The following is a 25,867-nucleotide window of genomic DNA, read 5'->3' on the forward strand; positions in this document are numbered from 1 at the left end:
TTGGCCGGCCGGTATGTGGGTGGTGAAGCTTAGATGTGGATGCAGACCCGCAATTTCAAGGCATGCGCCCTTGTCATCTAGCATACTCATCAAGCATCGACGGGATCATCGGAAGTAGTCCGGCCCCAGAAGATCTTCGCGCAGCGTTGGCCCGACAGGCCGCCACCCCAGTTGCTCCTGGGTCAGTATGCTCTCAACGGGATTGTCGGTAGAGACGAAAGGCGCGATGAATTTGAACTGCCGGTTAGAATCGGCCTGCGAACCGGATCTGACGGGAAGGCTCAAACGCCGTCCCATGATCTCCGCAATCTCCCGATACCCGCATCCCGCGTCTCCCACGCCGTGATAGATTCCGCCGGGTTGGCCTTTTTCCAACACCAGCCTGAACAGCGTGACGGCATCATCGATGTGAAGGCCGCTCCAGCAATTGGCGCCATCGCCGACAAAGATCACTTCGCCATGTTTGCGGGCAGCTTGGCTGAGTTGCGGGATCAGGCCCATATCGCCCTTGCCATGCACCGCGGGCGCGAGCCGCACGATAGAGGTTCGAACGCCCCGCTCGGCCCAGCGATGCATCAGCCCTTCGCTGACTGCGCGAACATAGCCGGGCGATTGCAAATTGGGCTTGTCGCGCTCGGTTGCAGCACGCTCTGCCCTCTCGCCCGAAGGACCGGCGAGCCCCATCGTGGCGAAAGCTGAGATCAGCGGACGCCCGGAACCGCTCAAAACCTCCGCCATGGCATTGGTCGCCGCATCGTTAGTAGCCGTGATGGCTTTCATCATGCGGCTGACGATCGCGCCTGGCCATCCACCGAGCACAGCCGACAACAGCCGGCCGCGCCCAAGTTCGCCCGGTGAAAACGTATAGGCCAGATGGATGACACCGTCCGACTCTCCAGCGCCGCGTCGCAGAACGTCAAGATCGGTGAGGCTGCCGATCAGCGAGCGCACCCCCATAGCCTGCAAGGCCTCTGCCGATTGCCGCGAACGCGCCAGCCCGACAATCTCATGGCCGTGTGCCTTTAGGTGGCGGATCAAGGCTGGGCCGATGAAGCCGGTCGCTCCTGTCATGAATATTCGCATTCGCATTCTCCAAAAATGGCCATGGCCGGCGCTGCTGAAAATCCGCCTCGCGGCAACGCTGCGCCTTCGAGCGGTTTCTTCAACATCAGACTATCGCTTCGATCTGGAACGATCTATGCTGCATAGCGCGTAATATCTTCGAGATCGTTCGCAAATGGATCCTCTCTCTGAAATCCTCACCATGTTGAGGCCTCGGAACGTCAAGACTGGCGCAACCGATGCCAGCGGCGATATTGCAATCCGCTTTCCGCCGCATCGGGGCATGTACTACTATGCGATGCTGGACGGCGCATGCTGGCTGACGCTGGAGGGCGAGCCGCCGCTTCGCCTCATGAAAGGACACTGCGTTCTCCTGCCCAGCGGACGATCCTTTCAGATCAGCAGCGATCCCGCTTTGACGCCGGTGGACGCAAGCGTCTGGCTTCAAAGCCGAAGAAATGGCCAGGTCGTGACCTATGGAGAGGGAGGCGAATGCTTCATTTGCGCGGCGCATTTCGACTTTGAGGGAGCCGATGCCAGTCTGCTCCTCAGCGTGCTGCCGCCCATCGTCCATCTCGGCAACGAAGAGGATCAGGCCGCGATGCGCTGGGCGCTCGAGCGCATGATGGCGGAACTGCGCGCGCCGCGCGCCGGGACGGATCTTCTGGTCGAGCATCTGTCTCATCTGATTTTGATCCAGGCGCTGCGGCTGCATATGGCTGAACAGGATGGGGCGCGGGCGGGCTGGCTATCGGCGCTGGGCGATCCGCCGGTCGCCACGGTCATCGAAGCCGTTCACGCCGCACCTGCGCGGCGCTGGACGGTCGAGGCCATGGCACGGATTGCCGGCATGTCGCGCACGGTCTTCGCCCTGCGTTTCAAGGCAAGCGTCGGCCTCAGCCCCATCGATTATCTCATCCGCTGGCGCATGCTGCTTGCCGCAAATGCGCTGAAGCGACCACGGGAGACCATTTCATCCGCTGCTTTCTCTGTCGGATATGAGTCCGAAAGCGCCTTCAGCACCGCCTTTAAACGCGTGATGGGTTGCTCGCCGCAGAGCTATCGCAAGAGCGCACAGGCTCAGCAGAGCACCTTTTGAAGAGCAAGCGTGGTGCAAGGGATTAAACTTTCGTAATGAACTTCGCCGCTGAAGAAACTGCCGCAGTTTCGCCTTATTTGAGCCAAAGCTTTTACACGCTGGGCTGCTTGTGCATCTCTGAGATTATTGCGTTCGTATTTTTAAACATCTCATTTTCAGGGGCTGAACAGGCATTCAGCTATTTGGTTTCATCAAGGTCATCGGCCAAAGCGCCGGGCGATTTTTAAGGCTGATCGTGGTTCTGAGATCGATGACATCAAGGCAGGATTCTCCGTTGCGGCGCTGACCGCAGCGGGAAGGATTTTGCTGCCCGATGCGCATTCATCGAGCTGAGAGAACCCGATCAAGGCTATTTGGGGGAGTGCAGAATGATGCGGCGAACAGTGCTGAGCCTTTTTTTGGTCACCTCTTGCGCGGGCGCGACTGGCACCGCTCAGGCAGAGGACACGCCGTTTTCCCGCAGCGTCAGCATCGAGGACAAAGTTCTTCCTGGCCGGCTGCTCGATGAGACTTTCACCGAAGACATCAAGATCGGGTCCCCATCCGCGATCTCAGAGGTTGGTCAGATCCGCTTTCCCGTCAATGAGCACTTCTACAAGTTCGAGATTCTGGAGGCCTATACGCTGAAGGCCGATGGCCGGCACGTCGATGTAGCGCCCGATAAGATCCTCGTTTCGGCTGTTCCCGACGCACCCACGCTCAGCATGTTTGAGGCTGACAGCAAGCTGAGGACGATCGTATTTCCGGATCTGGCGGTTGGAGATACCGTTCACTACAAGATCCACATGAAGGAGAAGGAGCATGTCCTTGGCGGCAACTTCAGCTTGTTAACCGCGCTTGCGCCTACGCAGCGCTATACGAGCTACCAGCTGACGCTCGATGCCCCAAAAAACCTGAAGCTCAACGAAGCCGATGCGGGCTTCAGCAAGCGCCTGGACGAAGTCGGCGACCGGCAGCGCATGACGCTGACCCTCAACCCCCAGCCCTTCCGGATGCGCGAGCCGCATGAAACCGATATTCTAGACCACGGCGCCTACTTCGCGATTTCCAGCTATCCGGACTGGAACGCGGTCGGGCAGAGCTTTTTCAAAGGGGCCGACGCAGCCAGCCGCCCTTCCGACAAGATCAAGGCCCTGGCCGAACAGATTACAGCCGGAATCGACGACAAGCTCCTTCAGGCGCAGGCCATCCGCGACTGGACCGCAAAGAACATCCGCTACTTCAACATCATCCTTGGGCAAGGTGGCTTCGTGCCGCATCCGGCCGACCAGGTTCTTCAAAATCGCTATGGCGACTGCAAGGACCATGTGACGCTGATGCGGGCTCTCCTGGCGGCCAAGGGCATTCAGGCAGATTTTGCCCTCATCTCGCTCGGCAACAATTACGCCGAACCATCCATACCGGGCGCATACTGGTTCAACCATGTGATCCTGTGGCTGCCAGCCTTCAACCGCTATACCGATCCGACTGCCGATCCGGCTTCGGCCTGGGTCTTGCCTGCCCTGGATTCAGACAAGGTCGTGCTGCGCATCAATGCCGATAACTCGCAACTGGAGCGCACCCCCGCCCTCCATGCCGCCTCGAACCAATTGATCGTCAAGATGGCTCTGACGCTTTCGCCGGAGGGAACGATGTCGGGCTCCTCGGAAACGACGGGCACTGGCGCGGTTGCCATAAACCTGCGCGAAGTTGCCGCCAACGTTGCTCTCGCCGGCGGCGACAACCTGGCGCATACGCTGATGCAAAAGCAGAACTGGCAAGGAACCGGCACGATCGAGGCGCATGATGCCCACGATTATGACGAGCCCTACCGCCTGAAGGCCACGATGTCGGCCACCACCAATTTCCTGAAGGGTAAATCGCATCCGCTCCCCATCATCCCGCGCCTTGTGGTGCCCGCTTATGCGGTGATCGGGCAAGCGGTAGAGGAAGGCTTCAAGCAGGATTTCGTCTGTCGCGCCGAGACCTTCGAGCAGGATGTGACGCTGCATCTTCCGCCTGGTTGGACGATCGATAACCTACCGGCGGCAAGCGCGGTGAGCGCCGGCCCAGCCTCCTTCTCACTGTCGGTCAACAACAGCGGCGATACGATCGCCTTCGTGCGCCGCCTTGTCGTCGATCCACCCCATCAGAAATGCTCGCCGGCCGACGCCAAGGCCATGGAAGCGGCCGTTTCCGCCATGCGAGAGGCCATTGGCTGGCATCCGGAGTTTAAGGCACGGGCATAAGTCAAGGGCAAACTGTCAATACAAGCAGAGGATGCCTTGGCATGAGCATCGACGCGAAGAAGAAGCATGCCGAGGTTCTGGGAGAACGAAAAGATGAAGAGGATCATTCAAGGCGCGATCCTGACGCTTGCCCTTATCGTCACTGCAGGAGGAACCGTTCGGGCAGAAAATACCACCGCGACCCCTGCTGCTTCGCAAACGATGACGCCTGACAATAACGACAAGCAGGCTGACGCAAACAACGGCCAATCCGGCAGCTCAAAATGCGGCTTGCCCGGCAAGGACGGGAAAGACGGCGCCGATGGGTCGGGCGCACACGGCGGCAAGGGCGGCAAGGGCGGCAGAAGCGGTAAGGGTGGCACGGGAGGAAAAGCGGGGAACTGCCCAGCCGGGACATCGACCGACGGCACCGACTAGAAGCTTCGGTCCGCGTGATGCACGAAATCTAGAGGTTTCGCGCCGCACTGAGGGCGGAGAAAGCGCACAGTTCACTCCCGCTCCCGGGCTCTGCCTCCCCCGTAAGCCAGATCTCTAAAAAAATCCACTAGTTTCCTAGTTGACGCATTAACTAGTTTACTTGTATTTATCTGTTCACCACCTGCTGCGGCCCATGCAAGAAGGACCGCTCTATAAAAGACATATGATGCCTCGCCGCAGGCAGCAGCAGGTGGCTCAGCCGACCCGTCAAAAGCCAGAGACAAAGGGCTGGAGGCAAGCAGAAGAGACAGCGGAGACCATGGGAATGGCACAGATTGCGACAATCGCGCCTGGCGAACTTTTGCTGATCACCGTCGAATGGACCGGCGGCATTCACCGGGGCACGCGCAATCTGATGGAACTGGATATCCGCGCTTACGAACAGGGCGAGATCCAGGATATCATCGATGACACCATCAGCGAGACCTGCCGCATCGCGCCAATTGATCGTTATGGCAGAGACCGGCGCGTCGGTGAGGACATTTCAGACATCTTCGACCTGCGCGCCCATAGCGAGCGCCAGAGCCCGTACCGCGAGCCTCCCCTCCTCAGCCGCCCATTCCTTTCCGCTTTCGACCGCAGCCAGGCCGCCCGCATCCGCGATCTCGCCCGCTGACCGACCCGAAAATCAGACAGGCGCAGACCAGCCCCCAATCTGGGAGTAGATCGCATCCCGCAACTGCCGCACATCGTGGTTCAATGCGCCGAGTTGCGCCGGCGTCTGTGCAGAGGCAGCCAGCAGACCATCGCTGAGGCAGCCGGCCTTGTGCTTGAGAGCGCGCCCTTCTTCGGTCAGCCCGATCAACACCTGCCGCTCATTGCTAAGGTTGCGCGTCCTACGCAACAAGCCTGAGGTTTCAAGCCTTTTGAGAAGCGGTGTCAGCGTGCTGGATTCCAGCGCCAGCGCATGGGCAATGGCGCCCACCGTCTGCTCGTCCTCGCTCCATAAGACATTGAGCACCAGATATTGCGGATAGGTGAGCCCAAGCTCGTCGAGCAGCGGCTTATAGGCACGCTGAATCGCAATGCCGGCGGTATAAATCGCATAGCACAATTGATCTTTTAGAGGCGGTGGATCGTTGCGGTCTTCGCTCATCGGGAGGCTCCTGTTGACCTTCATATAGCGTCCGACATCGCAAAATTAAATATCGCGATAAAAATTATCTTGACGCAATCATACAAGTCTGGCAGCCTACAGTTATCGCGATAACAATTATCGCAAATAAGAGGAGATTGAACCATGTCGCGCAAGACCATAATCACCGTTGCCGCAATCGCCGCCGCCGCTTCACTGTCTGCCGCTATCTCGGCAGGCGCCGCCGAAACAATTCCGCAAAACCAGACCGTCAAAAATATCGTGCTGGTCCACGGGGCTTTTGCTGACGGTTCCGGCTGGAGAGGCGTTTACGAAAACCTCACGCAGCGCGGCTACCGCGTGACCATCGTCCAGAACCCGCTGACCTCCCTTGAAGATGACGTTGCGGCCACGAAGCGGGCGCTGGAGCGTCAGGATGGGCCGGTCATCCTCGTTGGACATTCGTGGGGCGGCACGGTCATCACCGAAGCTGGCATCGATGAAAAAGTGAAGGGCCTCGTCTATGTATCGGCTCTTTCTCCCGATGCGGGCGAAACGACAGCTCAGCAATATCAAGGATTTGCCCCCGCGTCGGAATTTGTGATCGAAACCACGAAAGACGGGTTCGGCTATGTCAGCCCGGAAAAGTTCAAGGCAGGTTTTGCGCATGACGCAAGCGACGCCGACGTCGCCTTCATGAGGGATGCACAGGTCCCGATCAACATGTCGGCCTTTGCCACCAAGCTGACAAATGCCGCATGGCACACCCGGCCGAGTTGGGCCGTCATCGCAACCGAAGACAAAGCCTTCGATCAGGCGATGCTGATCCACATGGCCGAACGCATCAACGCCAAGATCACCAAAGTCTCGGCAAGCCACGCTCTTTTCATGACCCAGCCAAAAGTCGTCGCAGACACGATTGATCAGGCAGCAAAGAGCGTATCTGCAACTGAATGAGAACACGTGCCGTCATCATCGGGAGTAACAAGGCTATCCCGATGATGACGGGACAAGAACTGGCAAATAGAATCGAGAACGCATAGCCTCGTGGCCGCTCAGCTTAGAGCCGTTCGATCAAAGTCGGGCCTGCCGCCAGCCATCTTTTGCTGCAGCTTCATGCCTTAGATCGATGGGGCGTTTGGGAGGCACGAAATGATACCGTCAGATGCGACCGCAGTCCCACACACCGCCGCCCGTATTCCTCCGGCAATGGCAGGAAGTTATCCGCGGCGCGCCGGAAATATGGTTCGGCCCCTGATCGACGGAGTGCCGGCCTTCCGGCGAATTGCGGAAGCAACGTCCAAAGCGCAGCATAGCATCTGGCTTACACTTGCCTTTTACGCACCAGACTTCCGATTACCAGATAGCGACGAGGCGCTTTTCGATATGCTGGATCACGCTGTGGAGCGCGGGCTCGATGTGCGTGTCTTATGCTGGCGGCCAAACCGGCAAAGCGAGGGAGATGGCAGAACATTTGCCGGCACGCCTGCCGATTTCCACCTTTTGGGAATGCGCGACGCGCAGTTCAACATCAGGTGGGATGAAGCGCCCGCCGCATTTTGCCACCACCAGAAGTGCTGGATGATCGATGCAGGCCATGCCACGGAAACCTCGTTTATCGGCGGCATCAATCTGACAGCCAAAGCTCTCGGTTCCCCGGGACATCGGGACGGTGGGCAGCACGACCTTTATGTGGAGATTGCTGGTCCTTCCGCCACGGACGTTCACCACAATTTTGTGCAGCGGTGGAATGAGGCCAGCGAACGCAACAAGCCAGACGGCTGGTGGGGACCGAAGGCTGCCACAACGCTTGCCTTCCCCGTCAAAGCATCTGATCCCGCAGGTCCGAGCCTTGTCCAGATACAGCGCATGATCCCGCCCGGAATTTATACAAACGGCCACGCAGCCCCGAACGGCCTGCATCACAACATCTCCGGCGGCGAAAGATCGATTCTTGAACAATACGAGCAAGCGATCGATGCAGCGCAATTAACGATCTACATTGAAAATCAGGCAATCCCTATTCCCGCGATTGCGCATCGGCTGGAGGCGGCCCTGCGGCGCGGCATCGAGGTGGCCCTTGTGGTTCCAGCCAACACAGACATGCCGAGGGATGCAACTGAGCGCAGTCCTGCCGAGGTCGAGCTTTTCAGTTGCCTTGCCGCGCTCGCACGATACGACAACTTTGCCCTGATGGGCCTCGCCGTCTTACGGGAACATACGGCAAAAGCTGTCTATGTTCATGGGAAGGCGATGATCGTTGATGACGTCTGGGCAACGATCGGCTCGTGCAACCTGCACAGCTACTCTCTGGGCCGCCACACAGAGATGAACGCGTCAATATGGGACGCCGCCATCGCCAAAAGCCTTCGATGCGAACTGTTCGTCGAGCATCTGAACGAGGATACAGTGACATTGAACAGCCGCCAGGCGCTCCGGCGTCTGCGTGATGTCGCTGTGCGCAATCGCGCTATCTTGAAGGGTCTTGACGGCCAATGGCAGGGTCTGATCGTGAGCCTGAATGCCGATGACTATGGACGCTCGATCTCGATGTGATGGCGTAACCGCCATTGATGGTGCCGCGAACGGGCTTTACGCAGCAAGCGTGGCGCCTGCCGCGCTTGGATCGGCGTAGGGGAGATTGTAGCGGGTTTTATGCCTTGACCGCAGTCTTCTTCTTGCGGGCCGGTGCGGCGACCGGCGCTTCGGCCTCCTTGGCTTCACGCAAGAGGCGCAGTCGTTCCGTCTTCTTCAAACGTTCAGCCGCTTCGCTGGCGATGATCTGGCGCGCGGCCTGATCGGTCGTGGTCGCCTTTTGCTGGGGTGAAACCTTGGCAGGCTTGAAGAATTCTTCTTTCGTGGCTGTCATGACAATCTCCCTTTCTGTTGTTGCGACGGAACCTTGAAAGTCCCGCCTGCGCATCTTCGCCTCGTGTCTTGCTGGCTCCGCATCGGACAGTCCGAAAACCATTTCCCTTTTTGGACCCATTCCTCTTATGCAAGCCGCGCCCGAACCGGAATTCGGTCCGGGAACGGTCGGCATAAGTTTAAGCCTCGCCGGCATCTTCGCGACGCGGCGCCGGACGCTCGCTGCCGGGACGTGGGCGGGCCGCCTTTTTCATTGGCAGCAGGCCTTCGCGCTGCAGTTTCTTTCTTGCCAGCTTGCGGTGGCGACTGATCGCTTCGGCCTCTTCACGGATGCGGCGTTCGGATGGCTTCTCATAGGACTGACGCGCACGGATTTCGCGGAAGATACCTTCCTTCTGCATCCTGCGTTTCAGCACACGAAGGGCCTGTTCGACATTGTTGTCCCTGACAATAACCTGCAAGCATGTCTCCTTTATGCAGCTTCCTGCTGTTTGGTTGTTTTTATGGCGTTGGTTGATCCAACAAACGGAGCGACGTTGGTGAAACACAAAGGACGCGCGTGGACTTTGATCTGGCGCATCGGATAACGCGAAAACTCACCTGGACTTTCGGTTAGATGCTGTCGCTGATCACGGCTATCGCGCACATTGGCCCCTTATGGTGGTTGAAAAACAGCTGCCAAAGCAAGCAGCGTCAAAAAGAATGGTCGGCATCAAGGCAATATAGGAAGAAAAGCGCGAAAAGCTTGGGTAGAAAAGCAAATTGCCAGGCATTGAGATAGTGGGTGCAAGGCAAGGCGTCGGATCAGAAACAGATACATGCTCTGGAGAGCGGGGAAGTGTCAGATACCGGCGCCGATAGGCTAAGCTACAGGCCGAAGATGATGCCGCAGGTTTTAAGCACTTGATGAACAGTCATGCGCGGCGCAGGGCGCAGAAAAACAAAAGGCCGGGCGTTGACCCGACCTCTCTCAGCTACTCCGCTCGGCTGCCAGTACATCCGTGGTCAGCGAGCATGAGCAACAAATTAAGCTGCCTGAAGGTTATCGGCAGAGTTCTTGCCAGAACGGCGGTCCTGCACGATGTCGAAACGGATCTTCTGACCGTCCGAGAGCGAGCGCATGCCAGCGCGTTCAACAGCAGAGATATGAACGAATACGTCCGTACCGCCGTTGTCAGGCTGAATGAAGCCGAAACCCTTGGTTGCATTAAACCACTTTACAGTGCCAGTATTCATAACGATTTCCTTTCCTAGTAATCGTTGTGGGCCCGCGATACCCTGCGGGATTGGATCGATTAGTTGAAAGGAAATCCGACGAAAGCCAAAGGCTTCAACCGGCATCACAAGCAATGGTCGATGTTCATAAAGTAGGGGTTTTTTAAAATTTTGCAATGCTGACCAGCCGCTTTTTTTGCCTTCCGCTCGGAAAACGGCTGTAACAGGCTGTTAACGCAGCTAACTATTTCAATGATCTAGCGCCCTGCTCACCGCTGTCGGACAGCAAAACCACACGCCACACCCTTCCTCCGCCGCCGATAAATCTTAAGCGCCTTCCGCCGAGATCGGCAAGGATCGGCAACGCGCATGAGGTGTACGCGACCTCAATAAAAGACCTGGCCGGTCAAGCCGGATTGAAGGCCGCGCGAATATCGTGTTGCATGCAAGCGGGACAGGCAGTTGCCCGAGGGAGGAGACATGCTGGCGGCCGATAAAGCCAAAGTTGTACGAAAGGGCGGATCCGGATTTTCCCTCCGCGCCGGCCTGATCCCAGGCGTCGAAATCGTCGAGGCCGACACGGGCTTTTCCTTTGGCCGGCATATGCATGATCAGTTCGGCCTTGGCCTCATCAGGCGCGGCGCGCAACGCTCGCTCAGCGGGCGCGGCATGGTGGAAGCCGGCGCTGGCGATATCATCACCGTCAATCCTGGAGAGGTGCATGATGGCGCGCCGATCGGCGATGACGGGCGCGCCTGGTCCATACTCTATTTCGATCCCGATATCCTCTCGCGCTTTTATGCTGATATGACCGAGGGAGCCCACACCGACTATGAATTCACCCGCCCTGTCTTTGTCGCACGGGCAGCCGCCGCATCCTTCCACCGACTGTTTCAGGCGATTAGCGGCAATGATGCGCTGAAGTTGGAAGAAAGCATTTTCCTGATGCTGGCAACGCTGCGGGAAAACCCAGCCACTGCGCGCCACAAAAAGCTCCTTTTGCCGATGTCCTCCGCCATTGCCGCGGCAAAAGCGCGGATCGACGATAATCCCGCCCTGCCCGTCGCGCTGGAAGAGCTCGCAGCGCTCGCAGGCCTCAGCCGCTTCCAGCTTCTGCGCAGCTTTGCCCGCGCCACGGGACTGACGCCGCATGCCTATCTCATCCAGCGCCGCCTTCATCTGGCACGCCGGCTGATCTTGAAGGGCGAGGCGCTGGCAGAGGTTGCCTTTGCCGCCGGCTTTTTCGATCAAAGCCACCTGAACCGCCTCTTCCTGCGCAGCTTCGGCATGACTCCAGGCCAATGCGCCGCCCATTTTCGACAAACGGCGCACTGACGATCGACAAGATCTCCTGCAATTTTGTCCAAGACGTCAGGACCGCTCGGCAGTCAATCTCGCCATGCTGACAGTGACATCGGCCGACTGCACCAGACCCGGCGGGACCTCTGCCAAGGGCAGATCGAACAAGGGAGCAACCGCGATGACATGGGAATTTCTGGCAACGAGCCTCATCATTGTCGCTTCACCCGGAACAGGAGCCATCTATACGTTGGCAGCGGGCCTATCGGGCGGCGCACGAGCCAGTCTCGTTGCGGCCTTCGGCTGCACGCTCGGCATCGTTCCGCATATGCTGGCGGCGATCAGCGGCTTGTCGCTGCTGCTTCACACCAGTGCCCTGGCCTTTGAAACACTGAGGTGGCTAGGCGTGATCTATCTGCTCTTCATGGCGTGGTCGATGTTCCGGCAGCGTGGCAGCCTGCGCATGGATGCCCAGTCCGATCAGCGCAGTGCGCGCCAAGTGGTCGGCGCGGCCATCCTCATCAACCTCCTTAACCCCAAGCTTTCCATCTTCTTCTTTGCCTTCCTGCCGCAATTCGTACCACCCGCATCGCCAAACCCCCTTGCGCTGATGATCGATCTCAGCCTGGTCTTCATGGCCCTTACCTTCGTAATCTTTTCGGTTTACGGCATCTTCGCTGCCATCCTGCGCCGGCGCATTCTCGCCAGCCATCGGGTCCAGCGCTGGATGGCCCGCAGCTTTGCTACGGCCTTCGGCGCGCTCGCCGTGCAATTGGCGCTGGCACGGCGGTGAGGCGCAGGGCAAGGCCGAAACCGACCGTGTCGAAAATCCTGCGGACGGTGATTGAGTAGGCTCGACGGCGTATCTCCGTTAAATTATCTATAAAATATGACCACAGCAAAAGCCCTCCCCGTTTCCGTGCGGATCAGCACAGCGCTGGCCGAGCGTATTATTGCCGGCGATCTCGAGCCGGGAACGCGGCTTGGACAGGACCAGATCGCCGAAGAATTCGGCGCGAGCCATGTTCCGGTGCGCGAGGCGTTTCGACGGCTGGAAGCGCAGGGGCTTGTTGTCAGCAAGCCGCGGCAAGGCGTCCGTGTGGCCGGCTTCAGCCTCCAGGAAGTTCGGGAGGTGGCCGAAATGCGCGCTGCACTCGAAGCCTTGGCCTTGCGGCATGCCGCCCCTCATCTCACCAAGGCCATTCTCGATCAAGCCGAGGACGCCAACAAGGCGGGGGACCGCGCGCCCGATGTGCATGCCTGGGAAGAAGCGAACAGGCGCTTTCACCGCATCATCTTGACGCCGTGCGGCATGCCGCGCCTGCTGAAGTCGATCGACGATCTCCAGACGGCGAGCGCGCGTTTTTTGTTTTCCGGATGGCGGGCCGAATGGGAAGCACCGACCGATCGCGACCATCGCGCAATTCTCGATGCTCTGAGAGCCGGGCAAGTCGATTTCGCAGCCTCCGTGCTGGCTCGGCACGTCCAAACGATTAGCCAGAAAAAGCCGCGATAGCGTTCTCCGACTCTATCCCTCCCGCAAAATTATAGATTTCTTTGACGCAGCCCTTGCCATGCTTGTCGCGCTGTGGATTCATTTAGCGATAGAATCAATAAATTATCTATAATTTTAAAAGGAGTGAATGGATGACCGAGCTACTGGTGAAGCCGACCGACAGCAGGCGAGGCGCACAGGTGAAGATGGGCCTCGTCGTGATTGCTGGCGCGGCTCTGATGACACTCGCTGCGAAAGTGCAGGTTCCCTTCTGGCCCGTGCCGATGACCCTTCACACGCTCGCCCTCATGGCGTTCGCGGTGGGATTGGGCCCGCGCATGGCGGTTTCCATCTGCCTCGCTTATCTGGCAGCCGGCGCGGTGGGTCTTCCGGTATTCTCGGGCACGCCCGAGCGCGGCATCGGCCTTGCCTATATGGTTGGTCCTACGGGAGGCTATCTTACAGGCTTCTTGGCTGCTTCCTGGCTGGTCGGAATCCTGGCACAAGGCAGGCACACCTTGGGACGGCTCGGCGCGATGCTTCTTGGCCTTGCCGTCGTCTACAGTCTCGGTGCGGCCTGGCTCTCGCTTTATGTTCCGGCAGGACGCGTCTTTGCCGTCGGCATCCTGCCCTTTCTTCCCGGCGATCTCCTGAAAATCGGAGTGGTGGCCGCGCTTGGTGCCGCAGTGCCCGCAGCCCTCGCAAAGCTGAACCGTCCGAACCGAGGAGCATGACGATCATGGACGGGGCTATCCGGCATGACTGGAGCGTCGAGGAAATCGCCGCTTTGCACGAACGTCCTTTGCTCGAGCTGATCGGCCGCGCCAATGCGGTCCATCGCCGGCATCACGATCCGAACAAGGTGCAGAAGGCAAGCTTGCTTTCCATCAAGACAGGAGGATGCCCGGAAGACTGCGCCTATTGTCCTCAGTCGGCGCATCATCGAGAGGTCGATCTGACCCGGGACCGCATTATGGACCCCGCCAGCGTCATCGCCATGGCCCGCAAGGCCAAGACGGCTGGAGCCGAGCGCTTCTGCATGGGCGCGGCATGGCGCCAGGTACGCGATGGAAAAGAGTTCGATGCAGTCATCGAAATGGTCGAAGGCGTGCGTTCGCTTGGCATGGAGGCCTGCGTCACCCTAGGCATGTTGAAGCCGCACCAGGCTGAGAGGCTCGCAAAGGCAGGCTTGAGCGCCTACAATCATAATCTGGATAGCAGCCCGGAATTCTACGGGAAGATCATTACCACGCGCACCTATGAGGATCGGCTGGAAACGCTCGCGATCGTGCGCGCCTTTGGTATCGATCTGTGCTGCGGCGGGATCATCGGCATGGGCGAGACCATTGAAGATCGCGCCGGGATGCTCAAGGTTCTGGCGTGCATGGACCCGCATCCTGAGAGCGTGCCGATCAATGCGCTCGTTCCCGTCGAAGGGACGCCGCTGGCGCGGCGCCCGCGGATCGATCCCCTGGAGCTGGTTCGCATGGTGGCAACCGCCCGTCTCGTGATGCCCGCTTCCATGGTGCGGCTGTCGGCCGGCCGCTCCGCGCTGAACCGCGAAGCGCAAATCCTGTGTCTCGTGGCGGGCGCCAATTCGGTCTTCTATGGCGATACCCTGCTCACCACCCCCAATGCGGACATTGGAGAAGACGCCGAACTCTTCGCAGCCCTCGGACAAGAAGAAAGTGAGCGTGCCTAGCGCCTACCAGGGCACGGTCCGCCCCAGATAATCGAGATATTCGAGGCCGGGTCGGTAGCGCTTTTCAAGAAGGACGTTGACGAGGTTCGGCACGCTTTCCTCGATGCTGAGGCGTCCATCAGAGCCGCCGAGGTCCGTGCGCACCCAGCCCGGCGCCATCAGCACCAGCGCGCGCCCATCCGCCTTGCGGCGCGTGGCATAGCTGCGCATGAAGGTGTTGAGCGCCGCCTTGCTGCCGCGATAAACTTCGCGCATACCGGTGGTATTGTTCGTGACGCTGCCCTGGCCTGACGACATGATGCCGATGAGGCCTTGATCGCTCACGAGATGGCCAAGTTCCTCGACGCAGCGCATCGGGCTTAGCGCATTGGTGATCATCACCCGGCAGAATTCTTCGGTCGTCACTTCGCCGATCGTTTCCGTCGGCTCGTTGGTGGTTCCGGCATTGACGAAAAGCATGTCGAAGCGCCGTTGCGACAACCGCTGGCGCAGCTGCGCAAGTTCATCGGGCGCGTTAATGTCAAGCGTTTCGATCTCGACACGGCCGCCAGCCGTCTTGGCGAGCGCATGCAGTTTGGTTTCGCGGGAGCCCACCCGCACCGTGCCCATGACCTGCCAGCCCTTCTCATAGAACTCCTCGGCCATGGCATGGCCAAGCCCGCGCGAGGCACCGATGATCAGGATGGAGCCGTTGGTCTGCGTGGGTAAATCCGCCATGTCAGCCTCCTTCTTTGTCTGGTCGAAGGGAATATGGCTGAGCGAGCAATGTTTCACCAGACGCACAGAATGCAAAGAATAGTTGCGTTTCACGCTATGCCAAAACGCGTGAACACGATAGGCTGAGTGCATGGACGAGCTTGATCTCAACCTTCTTCTGGCGCTTGATGTTCTGCTGGCCGAAAGCAGCGTAACGCGCGCGGCACACCGCTTGAACCTCAGCGCTTCGGCAATGAGCCGAACCCTGGCGCGGCTGCGGGCGGCCACCGGCGATCCGCTTCTGGTGCGGGCCGGCCGTTCGCTTGTCCTGACCCGTTATGGAGAGGAGATCAGACCGCGGGTTCATGAGGTTGCCGCAGATGCGCGCGCCCTGCTGCGTCCTGCGAAGGTCAAGCTCGACCTTGCGAAACTTGAGCGCACCTTCCTGATCCGCGTCAGCGAAGCCTTCCTGGAAATGCTGGCCGCTCCGCTCGTCGCTACCATCAGCAAGGCTGCGCCGCAGCTACGGCTTGGCTTTGTGCTGAAACCGGAGCGGGATGCCGATCCGCTGCGTGAAGGAGAGGCCGATCTCGAAATCGGAGTGCTCGGCACACCAGCGCCGGAGCTGCGCACGCGGCTTCTGTTTCGCGACCGGATGATGGGCGTGGCGCGCAAGGATCATCCGCTCTTTGGCAAAAGGGCAGCAAATGAAACCGTGACGGTGCAGGCCTATGCAGCCTGCGACCATATCGTCGCCTCCAAACGCGGCATCTTCGTCGATGCCATCGATGCCGCGCTCGACCTGCGCCAGTTGAAGCGCGCGGTGCGGGTCGTGGTGCCAGGCTATCCGGATGCCATGCGCATTGCCGCCGCATCCGATCTTGTTGCCGCTGTGCCACGCTCTTGCCTTGGCAGGGCGGTTGAGGGCGAAGACGGAAAGGCCCGCCGCCTTGCCGCTCAAGGGCTCCGTAGTTTCATCTTGCCGGTCGAGCTGCCGGATATCCTCATTTCAGCCATCTGGCATCCGCGCGTCGATGCGGACCCTGCCCATCGCTGGCTGCGCGACATCGTCACTGACGTCTGCCGCGCAGCCTATCCGCTTTAAATCGTCATGCGCATCGGACAGATGTGCATGCAACCCCGTTCGGTTATATCTGCATCTGACCGCCGTCGACGAACAATTCGACGCCGTTCACGAAGGAAGCATCGTCCGAGGCAAGGAACAGCACCGCCTTTGCAATTTCTTCCGGCTGTCCGATCCGGCCAGCCGGAATCAGGCTTGCCAGATAGGACTTGGTGCCTTCCGCCTTTTCGCCGCTGCCGAAGAGCTCGTTGAGGCCAGCCGTGTCGGTCACGCCGGGGCTGATCGCGTTGACGCGGATCCGCCGGTCCTTCAGGTCGAGGATCCAGTTGCGGGCAAAGTTGCGGATCGCGGCCTTGGTGGCGGAATAGACGCTGAAGGCCGGCGTGCCGGAAATGCTCGTCGTCGAGGAGGTGAGCACGATGGATGCACCGTCGCGCAGCAGCGGCAAGGCTTTCTGCACTGTAAACAGCGTACCCTTGACGTTCGTATCGAAGGTCTTCTGGTAGTGCTCTTCCGTGATCGCACCAAGCGGCACAAGTTCGCCGCCGCCGGCATTGGCAAAGAGGACGTCGATCTGCGAATGCCGCTGCTGAACGGCATCGTATAGCCGGTCGATATCGGCAAGCTTGCTCATGTCAGCCTGAACGCCGGTCACGCGCCCGCTGATTTCCTTGACGGCGGCATCAAGCGCATCCTTGCGCCTGCCAGTGATGAAGACATAGGCGCCGTCTTCAGAAAAGGCCTTCGCCGTAGCAAGGCCAATGCCGCTGGTACCGCCGGTTACAATCACAACCTTGTTTTCAAATCTCTTGGTCATCGTCTGACTCCTTATATTCTGCGGTTCTTTTTCCGCTGAAACAGAGATAGTATTGGAACGCTGGTGCTATTAGTGGGCAAAACTGTTACTCAGCGTTCTATAAGGAGAACGATGATGCGACAGGACCTGAACGATCTGGTCTATTTTGCCGAAGTGGTGGCGCATGGCGGCTTTGCCGCAGCGGGCCGGGCATTGCGCGAACCAAAATCCAAGCTCAGCCGGCGGATCGCCGGGCTGGAGGCGCGACTCGGCGTACGCTTGATCGAGCGTTCAAGCCGCCGCTTTCGCGTTACTGATATCGGGCAGAAATTTTTCGAGCACTGCAAGGCGATGCTGGCAGAGGCCGAACGGGCGCAGGCGCTGGTCGCCGAAGCGCAGGCAGAACCCGTCGGACTGATCCGAATGAGCTGCCCGACCGGCCTCATCGAGCCCATTTCAGGCATGGTATCGCAATTCCTCGACCGCTTTCCCAAGGTGCGCCTTCAACTGGTCGCCATCGACCGACCTGTCGACCTGATCGAGGAGCGGATCGACGTCGCGCTGCGCGTGCGCGCAACGCTTGATACCGATGCTTCCCTGACGATGCGCTCGCTCGGTCACTCGGTGCGTATCCTCGTGGCCGCACCGAAACTTGCAAGCCGCATTGAGAGGCTGGAAAACCTCGTCGCATTTCCAACGCTGGCCACCATCGACGACCATGATGAGGTGGACTGGCATCTTGAAACCGACGACGGCCGAAGCCTCGTCATCACGCACACGCCGCGCATGGGCTGCGCGGATTTTACAGCGGTCCGGGCAGCAGCGATCGCAGGCCTCGGCATCGCGCTTTTGCCGGATCATACCTGCCGCGAAGCGCTGGACGACGGGCGGCTCGTACGCATCTTTCCGGCCTGGCGTGGCGTGAAGGGGCTCGTCCATCTCGTCTTCACCACCAGGCGCGGTCTTCCCCCTGCCATCAGAAAGTTCATCGATGCCCTCGCCGCCGGCTTTCCCCGTAGCGATGTGATCGTCTCGTAAAACGAAACGCGGCCCCTTCTCTTTACGCTGAGGCTCCGCAGTGGGATCCTAAGCAACGGCCCCGCCGTGTGGCGCAGCGTCCAGGCTTATCAGCCGCGCGCGCTCTTCCTCCGGCATGGCGGCAAGCCGGCGGCGCGCCATGAGGCGCAGAACGAGAAAGCCGCCGGTAAAGAGCACTGCCTTGCTGGCAATGGCGAAAGAGGGCATGACCACGGCCCAGGTGGAAAGCCCGGAACCGGAAGCGAGCGCTGCGTTCAAGACAGCCGAAACGAACATCAACACCGCCCATCCATAGCCGATCGTGACCGCAACATCCGGCACGACGGCGCGGGCGATCGGTGGCAGATAAGGGATCATCCAGCCACGCCTCAGCATGAAAAGACCGATGACGACGTAGATCAGGCTGGGCTTGAACAGCACATAACGCGGATCGTTCGTGACGAGCGTCACTCCGCCGGAGAGGACGACCAAGACGAGGCTGAGCCACTCCAGCGGCTTGACCGGCTTTCCGCGGTAAAGCGCAGCGCCGATCTGTGCGACACCGATGGCGACTGCCAGCAAGACAGCCGGAAACGTCTTTTGCGTCAGGGCGACGACCAGCGCAAAGACAAGGGTGGACGCCATATCGGCGGCAAGAACACCCGCTGTCTGCAAAAACCGCTTCATTGATCAACTGCCTTTTCCGCATCTTGCCTGCGGTTAAACTACGGGCCGAAATCACTGTAAATCCCAGACTTCAGGAAGAGCGTATCACCGTGATGACGCCTGCTGGCTTTGCGCCTCCGCCACCTCGAAAAGCGCGGGAACGGCAGGGTTGTTCGTTGCCGCCAGGGCAGAAAGGACGACATCGAATTCGGGCGCATCCTTCAGTGGCCGCGATATTACCGCGCTGGGGAGATCGCTGCACATCGACTGCGGGATCAGCCCGATGCCGAGCCCCTCTGCGACCAGTCGGATGATCGTCTGCTGCAAGCGCGGCTCGAACGAAAAATGCGGGCTGCTGCCGCCGGCTGCGCAATAGCTCGAAATAGCCGAGCGCAGGATCGGCGTGACGCTGGCGGGCGCGGCAATGATCGCCTGGCCGGCAAGATCCGCAGGCGCGACAATTTCAAGGTCGGCAAGCCGGTGGTTCAGCGGGGCCACGAGCCTTAGCCGGTCGCGCGCCAGCCGGACAATCTTAAGATGCGGTGCCGGCGATCCGCCAAAGGTCACCGCTGCATCGAGCTTTCCCTCGACCAGCATGTCTTCGATATCGGTTGGGATACGCTCTTCCAGCACGAGGCGTACATCGGGGCGCGCCTGCGCATACCCCCGCACCAGGGCCGGCACGGTACTATGGGCGGCATGCATCATGAAGCCGAGCTTCAGCTCACCCTTCATGCCCTCGGCCACCAGCTTCACATCGCGGCAGGCCGCCTCGAAGCCCGATAGCACAGCCCGGCAATCTTCCAGGAAATGCCGTCCGGCCGCCGTCAGCGCCACGTGCCGCGAATTGCGCTCGACTAGCGCAACGCCAAGCTTCTGCTCAAGCGCGGCGATCTGACGGCTGAAGGGCGGTTGGCTCATGTGCATGCGCTCAGCCGCCTTGCCGAAATGCAGCGTTTCCCCCAGCGCCACGAAATAGCGCATGTGCCGCGTGTCCATTGATACCTCAGAAGTATTGATCTTAGCCAAAATCAGCATTGGATTATATCGATCGAAAGGCTTAAGCAAAGAAGAAAGATGGGCGTGCCAAGCTTCAGCGCAGCACGACCATAAGACAACGCACGTGGTCCCTCCGTCGTCCTTACGGAAAAGGACCGCACAACCAGGTGGCTTCGATGCTGACCAATCTGATGATCGTCCTGCCGATCTTCGCGATCATTCTCGCCGGATGGCTTGCAGGCAAGACCGGCGCGCTTGGCCCTGCCGCCACACGGGAAGTCAACCGGCTGGTGGTCTATCTTGCCTTGCCGGCATTGCTGTTCGACATCATGGCGAATGCAAAGACCGCCGAGATCTGGCAGCCCGGCTTCATCCTTGCCTTTACCGGCGGCTGCTTCGTCATCTTCGGCGCAACCTTGTGGTGGCGCATGGCCGGAGGTCGCCCGCTGGCCGATGCGGCGCTCGATGCCTTGAACGCAAGCTATGCCAATACCGGCTTCGTCGGCTTTCCGCTGGTGCTGGCGCTTGTCGGCCAGACCGGCATGGGTCCGACGCTGATTGCGACCATCCTCACCGTCTGCGTGCTCTTTGCCATTGCCATCATCTTGATCGAGGGCGGCCTGCAGTCGCAAAAGCGCCGACGCGATATCGCGCTCAAGACCTTCGCAGCGCTTGCCAAGAATCCGCTTCTCATCGCGCCCGTCCTTGGCGTGATTGTCATGGCGTCGGGTCTGCCGTTACCGGCACCCGTGCATCAGTTCATGAAGCTCCTGGGCGGGGCAGCCTCTCCCTGCGCGCTGGTGGCACTTGGCCTGTTCCTGGCCGGCAGCAAGGCGCAGCAGTCAGATGCCCCCCAGGCAAACCGCGCGGCGACCACGAGCATCATCGTTGCCTTGAAACTCATCGTCCAGCCCGCGGTGACCTGGGTTATTGCCGGACCGCTGCTTGGCCTGCCAGCCCTGACGGCCCATACCGCCGTTCTGCTCGCGGCCCTGCCGACCGGCACCGGCCCCTTCATGCTGGCAGAATTCTACAACCGCGAAGCCACCCTGACGAGCCGTGTCGTCCTTTCCTCTACCATACTCTCCGTGCTGACGATTTCGGCCTATCTCATGGTTGCGGGTGTCTAGTGTCCTTCAATCGGCGTCATCGCCGTCCGATGCGAACACATAGAAGTCTGATCTTGGACAGTCTGATCTTGCCCGAAAGCCATGAAAGGTTTATCGCTATATATACAGTTAGACTGTATATATTGAGGAAGGAATCCATCATGTCGACCGATTGCAAGGAAGTAGTGCGCCGCTTCAACATCGATGTCATTCAAAATGGCAATGAAGCGGAATTTCGCGCTTTGATGGCGTCCAACTTCGTCAACCACGCCGCACCAAAGGGCATGCCGAACGGCCCCGACGGCATGTGGCACACGTTCGAAAACGTTCTTCGCCCTGCGCTATCCGACCTCACCGTGACGATCCACGATCAGATCGCCGAGGGCGATAAGGTAACGACGCGCAAGACGATCAGCGGAACTCACACAGGCACTCTGCTCGGCGTGCCTGCTACAGGAAAAAAGATCGCCATCGACGTCATCGATATCGTGCGGGTGGAAGACGGCAAATATGCTGAGCACTGGGGGCTGAATACATTATCGACCGTGCTTGCCGAACTGGCGAAAGCCTAGAGCGCGGCATCCAACTTGCCCGAAAATCGATGCGCGTTAGGACACGATCTCGCGCACGAACGTGCTAGCACAACCGCTCGATAATGCCGATCGCGGCTTCGAGCGTTTGCCTGTCTGCGGCAGAGAGCCGCTCCTCGATCAGCTTCGCGATCTCCGACGTCCGGGCCTTGCGGGCGTCAGCCAATCGTTCCCGCCCCGCCTCGGTCATGGACAGCAGCTGGCTGCGCCCATCTGCCGGATGGGGCGTTTTGCGCACCAGCCCTTCGGCTTCCAGCTGACCGGCCACCAGCCGCATGCTCTGATGCTTGACGTTACGGCGCTCCGCAAGTTCGGCCACGCTGAGGGGACCGGCACGATCCAAAAGCGCCAGCGTTTCCGACTGCGACGTGGTGGGCGTATTGGCGTGCGTCCTCACGCCGCGAACAAACTTCCCGACCGTGACGCGCAGATCCTCCGCAAGCGCCAGAAGTTCGGCATCTTTCTCGAAACCGGCCACTTCATTCACCATTTCTCTTTTGCAAAGACCTAACCCTCTAAACCTTTCCATAGACCGGGAAGACCTGAAAGGGAATGCGCCGGCAAATGGCCATCGGCTCTCACATATCAGCGTTGCAGAATAAGACCTTTGTGCTTTCAGAAGACAGGATCATAAAGCGCTGAACCGATGCGCTTGAGGGTTATGGTCATGGATTGGATTCCTGTCGTCTTCGTTACGTTCAAACTTGTTGCCTTGGGCTTAGCCATGTTCTTCGCGATCAAGTGGCATTACGACCAAAGCAAGAAGATGGACCGCCGCGCACTCCTGCGCTCTGGAGGCATCATGGCCGCAGGCTTCCTGGCAGCGCTGGCCGGCGTCGCTCTCATCGCCTTTGTCCTCAGCACCATGCTCGGTCTGGATTTGCGCCTATCGTAACGCTTTTTCGGCGGGCTTCGGTTTCGCGAGCATAACGACAGGAGAACATTTCTCCAATGCAATCGTTGCTCGCTGCATCAGCCTTCTCATCGGCTAAGCCTTCCGCCTTGCGACTCCATCTCAATGCCCGCATCACCCGGCCCTCTCTCCGTTATCCTCGGGCTTGACGCGAGGATCCACAGCCAAACACGCGTCCGCTCCATTCATCCTCGGTTCGAACCGAGGATGGAGGCCTCTGTCATGAAGACGAAGAGCGCAAAACGGCAAAGGCCTTCTCGGCAGCACTTTACTTGGTCACTGTTTTGCCGGCGTCGCCGGGAGCGGGCGTTGCGGCAGCGGGCTTATCGGGTGCCTTGTTTTCGGCCGTCTTGACCGGCTTTGCCTTGTAAGGCTGGCCGTAGATGTCGACGATGTTGAGCATGGCCTGATCGGTCGCATCCTTCAGCGCGGCATTGGCCTCATAATATTTGCCCTGGTCGATGAGGTCGGCGGCTTTGTTGATGTCGGTCGTGCTTTGCTGCAGCGGCAGAACGGCCGTCACGAACTGCACATCGACATCGGCAACCGCCAGCTTTTCGAGTGCGCCTTTGCGATCGGCGCTCTTCAGCTTGTCATTGGCCTCATTCACCGCTGCCATTTTCTCGGGCGTCGGCACGAAACCCTCGCCGACGGTCAGCTGCGTGTCGACCGGCAGCCAGGCGATCTGCTGGGCCTGATCCTTGCTGGCATCGGCAGGTTTGGCGGCCGCGTCAGGCGCACCCGGCGTCGTCAGCTCGGATTTCGCCTTCATGAAAACGGCGTCGTCCTTGGCCGCCTTCTGCATTTCATCCTTGGCCTTATGAATCAGGCTCTTGGCCTGATCAGGCTGGGCATTGAAAATGGCAAGGCGAGTCTGCTGAATATCATGCAAGGCTTGCTGGCCATCCTGCGAGAGCTTGCCGACATCCTGATCGATCTTCTTATTGATCGTCGCCGTCTGCTTCTGCTGCGCCTCCACCTGCGAGGCCGTATCGGCGGCATAGGCAACCCCGCCAAGCACGCTGGTTGCAATCATCAGGACGGCAATATTACGACGGATCAACATGGTACTTCTCCATTCAAGATGGTTCACGTCAACAACCGGAGGCCATCGCGATCGCGGGTCTTCGACACTGCAACGCGCCTTCGATCTCAACAGGATGATAACCCCACCTGTCCTGCCACGTTGCGTTACAACTGCGTCATGAAGCAGAATTAATGGTTTAGGCGAAACTGCCGTGGCCGCATGGCGCTACCCTCTCCCCCGTCATTCCCTTGCTTGACCCTCCGGGATCCACAGCCATCGTCGCGCCCACCCGCGTCGATCCTTGAAGCGAGCCCGAGGATGACGGCAGCAAAAAGCTCACCAAAGACGCGCGTGGTTCATCCCCTCCAAAATTCTGTTCCAGTTCTAAACCCTACTGCCACAATTTGGCAGCAGGTGGGGCTAGGGCTTCTCCATCAGCAACAAGGAGTTACCCGATGACCAACAGCGTCCTTCTTTATGTCAGCGATGCGCCTGCAAGTACCCGGTTCTATAGCAAGCTTCTTGGACTGGAGCCGGTGGAGGCAGGCCAGACCTTCGCCATGTTCATCCTGCCATCGGGCCTTGGCCTTGGCCTGTGGGGCAGAGCTGGCGTCGAGCCTCAGGCTGCGGGTGCGCCTGGCAGCAGCGAGATCGGATTCAAGGTCGAACAGCCGGACGAGGTGGATGCCCTCCATGGCGAATGGGTGGAGAAGGGCGCGGAAATTTTGCTGGCGCCGACCGAGCTCGATTTCGGCCGAACCTTTGTTGCCCTCGATCCCGATGGTCATCGCCTGCGCGTTTACACCGTGAACGAGGGCTGAGCCATGGCGCGCTCCTTCATCGCCGTCGCCTCCGCATCGCATGTTCGCCTCGGTCGCGCCGAAGGCTTCATGCAGGTTTGCCACGGCAAGGCCGCGCCCCTGCGGCGCATATCGCCCGGCGACAGGGTCATCTACTACTCGCCGACCGAGACCTTCGGCGGCAATGACCGCCTGCAGGCCTTCACCGCGCTGGGAACGGCAAAGGACGCGCCGCCCTATCAAGTGGACATGTGTCAGGGCTTTACGCCCTGGCGCCGCAATGTTCTGTGGCGTCAGGCCAGAGAAACCCCCATTCGCCCGCTCCTGCCCCACCTCGCCTTTACACGCGACCAACCCAACTGGGGCTACAAACTCCGCTTCGGCCTGTTCGAGATTGATGGAGATGACGCCGATTGCATCGAAGCCGCAATGTGTGGTGTTTTGATAGTCTCTGCGCGCAGAAACGGCTTCTCGCCGTCACAGGACGAAGCGCAGCTGACGCTCGTTTAGCAAACCCGCCTCGGCAGAACGGCCGCCTGAACCGTGCCGCCTTCCAAATAGCGGGCGACAAAGCTGGAATGCAAACGGATTGAATGAATTTAGCGGTCTGCTAAAACTCTTTCTATGCAAGATGACAGCAACGGCGAGATCGCGTATCAGACCTTCTTTTACGAGGGGATGATCGTCGGCATTTTTGAAGACGTCGCGCCGACGGCTCCCGGCATCTACCGCTACATACCTGCTCGCAGTATAGGCCATTATACGATGGGTTTGGCGCTGAAGGCAGGAGGGCGACCCATTTGCTATTATGCCAGTCATGGCAAGCGCATTTCCTTTACCGTCGTTGAGCGAATGATGCACGGACTTCGGCTTGATATGTTCGAGGTGACTGTCGCGGATTGACGAATTTGGCAGTCGGAAACTGAGGTCGAGCCGTTAGTGAAGCAAAGCAAGCGGGACAGGAAAATCGCCGAAATCGATCTCTTCCTGAAGCAGGTCGCAAGGCCGGCGCGAAAAGGTCACGATCCCAACGATCGCCACTATGACCACAAGCTGGAGCGCAAATTGCGCAAGATGGACCCGCAGGATCTCGACGCCCTGTTGAACGATGAGGCTGAGAAGTGAGCGCGAAGCCGCCTCACCCCGGCAGCATGTGTGGGTTCCAGGCGATTTCCCACAGGTGGCCGTCGGGATCTTTGAAATAGCCGGCATAGCCGCCGTAGAACGTATCTTGCGCCGCCTTGACGATGGCAGCGCCGGCCCGTTCGGCGGCAGCCATGATGGCGCCCACCTCTTGGCGATGCTCCACATTATGCGCCAGCGCGAAGGCCGTGGAGGAAATCGGTTGCTTTTCAAGGCCAGTGTCATGGGCAAGATTGTCCTGCGCCCACAACGCAAGCTTTAGCCCGCCTGCGAGATCGAAGAAAGCAACGGCTCCATGCTCGAACTCGCGACCAACGATGCCATCCGTCGGCAAACCAAGACCGTCGCGATAAAAGACAAGCGAGCGTTCAAGATCGGCAACGGCCAGCGTGATGAGAGAAATGCGCGGTTTCATGTCCATACCCCTTCTACCAGCGTCCGCGACATGCGGCGCGCCTCGATAGTCTTGGGCCGCTCCAAACGAAGCGGAAGGACCCGCCTTTGATG

The 25,867-nt window shown here is 59.5% G+C and carries 32 protein-coding genes; 20 read left to right on the top strand and 12 right to left on the bottom strand.

Annotated features, from left to right (window positions below):
- Nucleotides 1–105 precede the first annotated feature (105 nt).
- Nucleotides 106–1,083 carry an SDR family oxidoreductase gene (locus VQ830_RS13595; RefSeq protein ID WP_337268665.1) on the bottom strand — a complete coding sequence of 326 codons (978 nt, stop codon included), beginning with the start codon at nucleotides 1,081–1,083 and terminating at the stop codon, nucleotides 106–108.
- A gap of 154 nt (nucleotides 1,084–1,237) precedes the next feature.
- Between VQ830_RS13595 and VQ830_RS13600 the strand changes: the two genes are divergently transcribed.
- From VQ830_RS13600 to VQ830_RS13615, 4 genes are all read left to right on the top strand, one after another.
- Nucleotides 1,238–2,161, top strand: coding sequence for an AraC family transcriptional regulator (locus tag VQ830_RS13600; RefSeq protein WP_337268666.1), 924 nt, complete (start codon nucleotides 1,238–1,240; stop codon nucleotides 2,159–2,161).
- A 368-nt stretch (nucleotides 2,162–2,529) separates the two neighbouring features.
- The gene (locus VQ830_RS13605) at nucleotides 2,530–4,389 is read left to right on the top strand and encodes a DUF3857 domain-containing transglutaminase family protein (RefSeq protein ID WP_337268667.1); all 1,860 of its coding nucleotides are present in this window, start codon (nucleotides 2,530–2,532) and stop codon (nucleotides 4,387–4,389) included.
- A 93-nt stretch (nucleotides 4,390–4,482) separates the two neighbouring features.
- The gene (locus tag VQ830_RS13610) at nucleotides 4,483–4,806 is read left to right on the top strand and encodes a hypothetical protein (RefSeq protein ID WP_337268668.1); all 324 of its coding nucleotides are present in this window, start codon (nucleotides 4,483–4,485) and stop codon (nucleotides 4,804–4,806) included.
- Between the two features lie 325 nt (nucleotides 4,807–5,131).
- Nucleotides 5,132–5,482, top strand: a complete 351-nt coding sequence (locus VQ830_RS13615) for a hypothetical protein (protein ID WP_337268669.1) — start codon at nucleotides 5,132–5,134, stop codon at nucleotides 5,480–5,482.
- Between the two features lie 12 nt (nucleotides 5,483–5,494).
- On the opposite strand, the gene VQ830_RS13620 is transcribed toward VQ830_RS13615, so the two are convergent.
- Nucleotides 5,495–5,962, bottom strand: coding sequence for a MarR family winged helix-turn-helix transcriptional regulator (locus VQ830_RS13620; protein ID WP_337268670.1), 468 nt, complete (start codon nucleotides 5,960–5,962; stop codon nucleotides 5,495–5,497).
- A 144-nt stretch (nucleotides 5,963–6,106) separates the two neighbouring features.
- Between VQ830_RS13620 and VQ830_RS13625 the strand changes: the two genes are divergently transcribed.
- Both VQ830_RS13625 and VQ830_RS13630 read left to right on the top strand, forming a co-directional pair.
- The gene (locus VQ830_RS13625) at nucleotides 6,107–6,898 is read left to right on the top strand and encodes an alpha/beta fold hydrolase (protein ID WP_337268671.1); all 792 of its coding nucleotides are present in this window, start codon (nucleotides 6,107–6,109) and stop codon (nucleotides 6,896–6,898) included.
- A 195-nt stretch (nucleotides 6,899–7,093) separates the two neighbouring features.
- On the top strand, nucleotides 7,094–8,497 hold the full coding sequence (locus VQ830_RS13630) for a phospholipase D-like domain-containing protein (RefSeq protein WP_337268672.1): 1,404 nt from the start codon (nucleotides 7,094–7,096) through the stop codon (nucleotides 8,495–8,497).
- A gap of 97 nt (nucleotides 8,498–8,594) precedes the next feature.
- Here the strand turns inward: VQ830_RS13630 and VQ830_RS13635 are convergent, their stop codons facing one another.
- From VQ830_RS13635 to VQ830_RS13645, 3 genes are all read right to left on the bottom strand, one after another.
- Entirely contained in the window at nucleotides 8,595–8,810 is a 216-nt protein-coding gene (locus tag VQ830_RS13635; protein ID WP_337268673.1) for a hypothetical protein, read from the bottom strand.
- Between the two features lie 178 nt (nucleotides 8,811–8,988).
- Complete coding sequence (gene rpsU, locus VQ830_RS13640) at nucleotides 8,989–9,270, bottom strand: 30S ribosomal protein S21 (RefSeq protein WP_337268674.1); 282 nt, start codon at nucleotides 9,268–9,270, stop codon at nucleotides 8,989–8,991.
- 565 nt (nucleotides 9,271–9,835) lie between these two features.
- Nucleotides 9,836–10,045, bottom strand: a complete 210-nt coding sequence (locus VQ830_RS13645; protein WP_337268675.1) for a cold-shock protein — start codon at nucleotides 10,043–10,045, stop codon at nucleotides 9,836–9,838.
- Nucleotides 10,046–10,504: 459 nt separating this feature from the next.
- Here VQ830_RS13645 and VQ830_RS13650 point away from each other — a divergent pair, with 459 nt between their 5' ends.
- From VQ830_RS13650 to bioB, 5 genes are all read left to right on the top strand, one after another.
- The gene (locus VQ830_RS13650; protein WP_337268676.1) at nucleotides 10,505–11,359 is read left to right on the top strand and encodes an AraC family transcriptional regulator; all 855 of its coding nucleotides are present in this window, start codon (nucleotides 10,505–10,507) and stop codon (nucleotides 11,357–11,359) included.
- A 145-nt stretch (nucleotides 11,360–11,504) separates the two neighbouring features.
- On the top strand, nucleotides 11,505–12,116 hold the full coding sequence (locus VQ830_RS13655; protein WP_337268865.1) for a LysE family translocator: 612 nt from the start codon (nucleotides 11,505–11,507) through the stop codon (nucleotides 12,114–12,116).
- A 96-nt stretch (nucleotides 12,117–12,212) separates the two neighbouring features.
- The gene (locus VQ830_RS13660) at nucleotides 12,213–12,839 is read left to right on the top strand and encodes a GntR family transcriptional regulator (protein WP_337268677.1); all 627 of its coding nucleotides are present in this window, start codon (nucleotides 12,213–12,215) and stop codon (nucleotides 12,837–12,839) included.
- Between the two features lie 131 nt (nucleotides 12,840–12,970).
- Nucleotides 12,971–13,552 (top strand): biotin transporter BioY, encoded by a 582-nt coding sequence (locus VQ830_RS13665; protein ID WP_337268678.1) that lies wholly within the window; start codon nucleotides 12,971–12,973, stop codon nucleotides 13,550–13,552.
- Nucleotides 13,549–14,520, top strand: a complete 972-nt coding sequence (bioB, locus tag VQ830_RS13670; RefSeq protein WP_337268679.1) for a biotin synthase BioB — start codon at nucleotides 13,549–13,551, stop codon at nucleotides 14,518–14,520. The genes VQ830_RS13665 and bioB overlap by 4 nt, the downstream gene beginning before the upstream one ends.
- Before the next feature lie 3 nt (nucleotides 14,521–14,523).
- Here bioB and VQ830_RS13675 read toward each other — a convergent pair whose 3' ends face one another.
- Complete coding sequence (locus VQ830_RS13675) at nucleotides 14,524–15,237, bottom strand: SDR family NAD(P)-dependent oxidoreductase (protein WP_337268680.1); 714 nt, start codon at nucleotides 15,235–15,237, stop codon at nucleotides 14,524–14,526.
- A 130-nt stretch (nucleotides 15,238–15,367) separates the two neighbouring features.
- Between VQ830_RS13675 and VQ830_RS13680 the strand changes: the two genes are divergently transcribed.
- The gene (locus VQ830_RS13680) at nucleotides 15,368–16,321 is read left to right on the top strand and encodes a LysR family transcriptional regulator (protein WP_337268681.1); all 954 of its coding nucleotides are present in this window, start codon (nucleotides 15,368–15,370) and stop codon (nucleotides 16,319–16,321) included.
- Between the two features lie 43 nt (nucleotides 16,322–16,364).
- Here the strand turns inward: VQ830_RS13680 and VQ830_RS13685 are convergent, their stop codons facing one another.
- Nucleotides 16,365–17,117 (bottom strand): SDR family NAD(P)-dependent oxidoreductase, encoded by a 753-nt coding sequence (locus tag VQ830_RS13685; protein WP_337268682.1) that lies wholly within the window; start codon nucleotides 17,115–17,117, stop codon nucleotides 16,365–16,367.
- 114 nt (nucleotides 17,118–17,231) lie between these two features.
- Between VQ830_RS13685 and VQ830_RS13690 the strand changes: the two genes are divergently transcribed.
- Nucleotides 17,232–18,134, top strand: a complete 903-nt coding sequence (locus VQ830_RS13690) for a LysR substrate-binding domain-containing protein (RefSeq protein WP_337268683.1) — start codon at nucleotides 17,232–17,234, stop codon at nucleotides 18,132–18,134.
- A gap of 48 nt (nucleotides 18,135–18,182) precedes the next feature.
- Here the strand turns inward: VQ830_RS13690 and VQ830_RS13695 are convergent, their stop codons facing one another.
- Nucleotides 18,183–18,800: a septation protein IspZ gene (locus VQ830_RS13695; RefSeq protein WP_337268684.1), complete on the bottom strand. Its 618-nt coding sequence runs from the start codon at nucleotides 18,798–18,800 to the stop codon at nucleotides 18,183–18,185.
- Nucleotides 18,801–18,884: 84 nt separating this feature from the next.
- Nucleotides 18,885–19,778 carry a LysR family transcriptional regulator gene (locus VQ830_RS13700; protein WP_337268685.1) on the bottom strand — a complete coding sequence of 298 codons (894 nt, stop codon included), beginning with the start codon at nucleotides 19,776–19,778 and terminating at the stop codon, nucleotides 18,885–18,887.
- Between the two features lie 176 nt (nucleotides 19,779–19,954).
- On the opposite strand from VQ830_RS13700, the gene VQ830_RS13705 reads away from it, so the two are divergent.
- Both VQ830_RS13705 and VQ830_RS13710 read left to right on the top strand, forming a co-directional pair.
- The gene (locus VQ830_RS13705; RefSeq protein WP_337268686.1) at nucleotides 19,955–20,908 is read left to right on the top strand and encodes an AEC family transporter; all 954 of its coding nucleotides are present in this window, start codon (nucleotides 19,955–19,957) and stop codon (nucleotides 20,906–20,908) included.
- A 140-nt stretch (nucleotides 20,909–21,048) separates the two neighbouring features.
- Nucleotides 21,049–21,459 carry an ester cyclase gene (locus VQ830_RS13710; RefSeq protein ID WP_337268687.1) on the top strand — a complete coding sequence of 137 codons (411 nt, stop codon included), beginning with the start codon at nucleotides 21,049–21,051 and terminating at the stop codon, nucleotides 21,457–21,459.
- 64 nt (nucleotides 21,460–21,523) lie between these two features.
- On the opposite strand, the gene VQ830_RS13715 is transcribed toward VQ830_RS13710, so the two are convergent.
- Nucleotides 21,524–21,967 (bottom strand): MarR family winged helix-turn-helix transcriptional regulator, encoded by a 444-nt coding sequence (locus VQ830_RS13715; protein WP_337268688.1) that lies wholly within the window; start codon nucleotides 21,965–21,967, stop codon nucleotides 21,524–21,526.
- A 177-nt stretch (nucleotides 21,968–22,144) separates the two neighbouring features.
- Between VQ830_RS13715 and VQ830_RS13720 the strand changes: the two genes are divergently transcribed.
- Complete coding sequence (locus tag VQ830_RS13720) at nucleotides 22,145–22,372, top strand: hypothetical protein (protein ID WP_337268689.1); 228 nt, start codon at nucleotides 22,145–22,147, stop codon at nucleotides 22,370–22,372.
- A 286-nt stretch (nucleotides 22,373–22,658) separates the two neighbouring features.
- Here the strand turns inward: VQ830_RS13720 and VQ830_RS13725 are convergent, their stop codons facing one another.
- The gene (locus tag VQ830_RS13725) at nucleotides 22,659–23,456 is read right to left on the bottom strand and encodes a YfdX family protein (RefSeq protein ID WP_337268690.1); all 798 of its coding nucleotides are present in this window, start codon (nucleotides 23,454–23,456) and stop codon (nucleotides 22,659–22,661) included.
- A 416-nt stretch (nucleotides 23,457–23,872) separates the two neighbouring features.
- Here VQ830_RS13725 and VQ830_RS13730 point away from each other — a divergent pair, with 416 nt between their 5' ends.
- From VQ830_RS13730 to VQ830_RS13745, 4 genes are all read left to right on the top strand, one after another.
- A complete protein-coding gene (locus VQ830_RS13730; protein ID WP_337268691.1) occupies nucleotides 23,873–24,238 on the top strand; it encodes a VOC family protein in 366 nt (121 codons plus the stop codon).
- 3 nt (nucleotides 24,239–24,241) lie between these two features.
- On the top strand, nucleotides 24,242–24,727 hold the full coding sequence (locus VQ830_RS13735) for an EVE domain-containing protein (protein WP_337268692.1): 486 nt from the start codon (nucleotides 24,242–24,244) through the stop codon (nucleotides 24,725–24,727).
- Nucleotides 24,728–24,841: 114 nt separating this feature from the next.
- Nucleotides 24,842–25,120 carry a hypothetical protein gene (locus VQ830_RS13740; protein WP_337268693.1) on the top strand — a complete coding sequence of 93 codons (279 nt, stop codon included), beginning with the start codon at nucleotides 24,842–24,844 and terminating at the stop codon, nucleotides 25,118–25,120.
- A 36-nt stretch (nucleotides 25,121–25,156) separates the two neighbouring features.
- Nucleotides 25,157–25,342 (top strand): hypothetical protein, encoded by a 186-nt coding sequence (locus tag VQ830_RS13745; RefSeq protein WP_337268694.1) that lies wholly within the window; start codon nucleotides 25,157–25,159, stop codon nucleotides 25,340–25,342.
- Between the two features lie 13 nt (nucleotides 25,343–25,355).
- Here VQ830_RS13745 and VQ830_RS13750 read toward each other — a convergent pair whose 3' ends face one another.
- Nucleotides 25,356–25,775 (bottom strand): VOC family protein, encoded by a 420-nt coding sequence (locus VQ830_RS13750; protein WP_337268695.1) that lies wholly within the window; start codon nucleotides 25,773–25,775, stop codon nucleotides 25,356–25,358.
- Nucleotides 25,776–25,867 lie beyond the last annotated feature (92 nt).

Source organism: Oryzifoliimicrobium ureilyticum, from assembly GCF_037199735.1.
Taxonomy (GTDB): domain Bacteria; phylum Pseudomonadota; class Alphaproteobacteria; order Rhizobiales; family Rhizobiaceae; genus Rhizobium; species Rhizobium ureilyticus.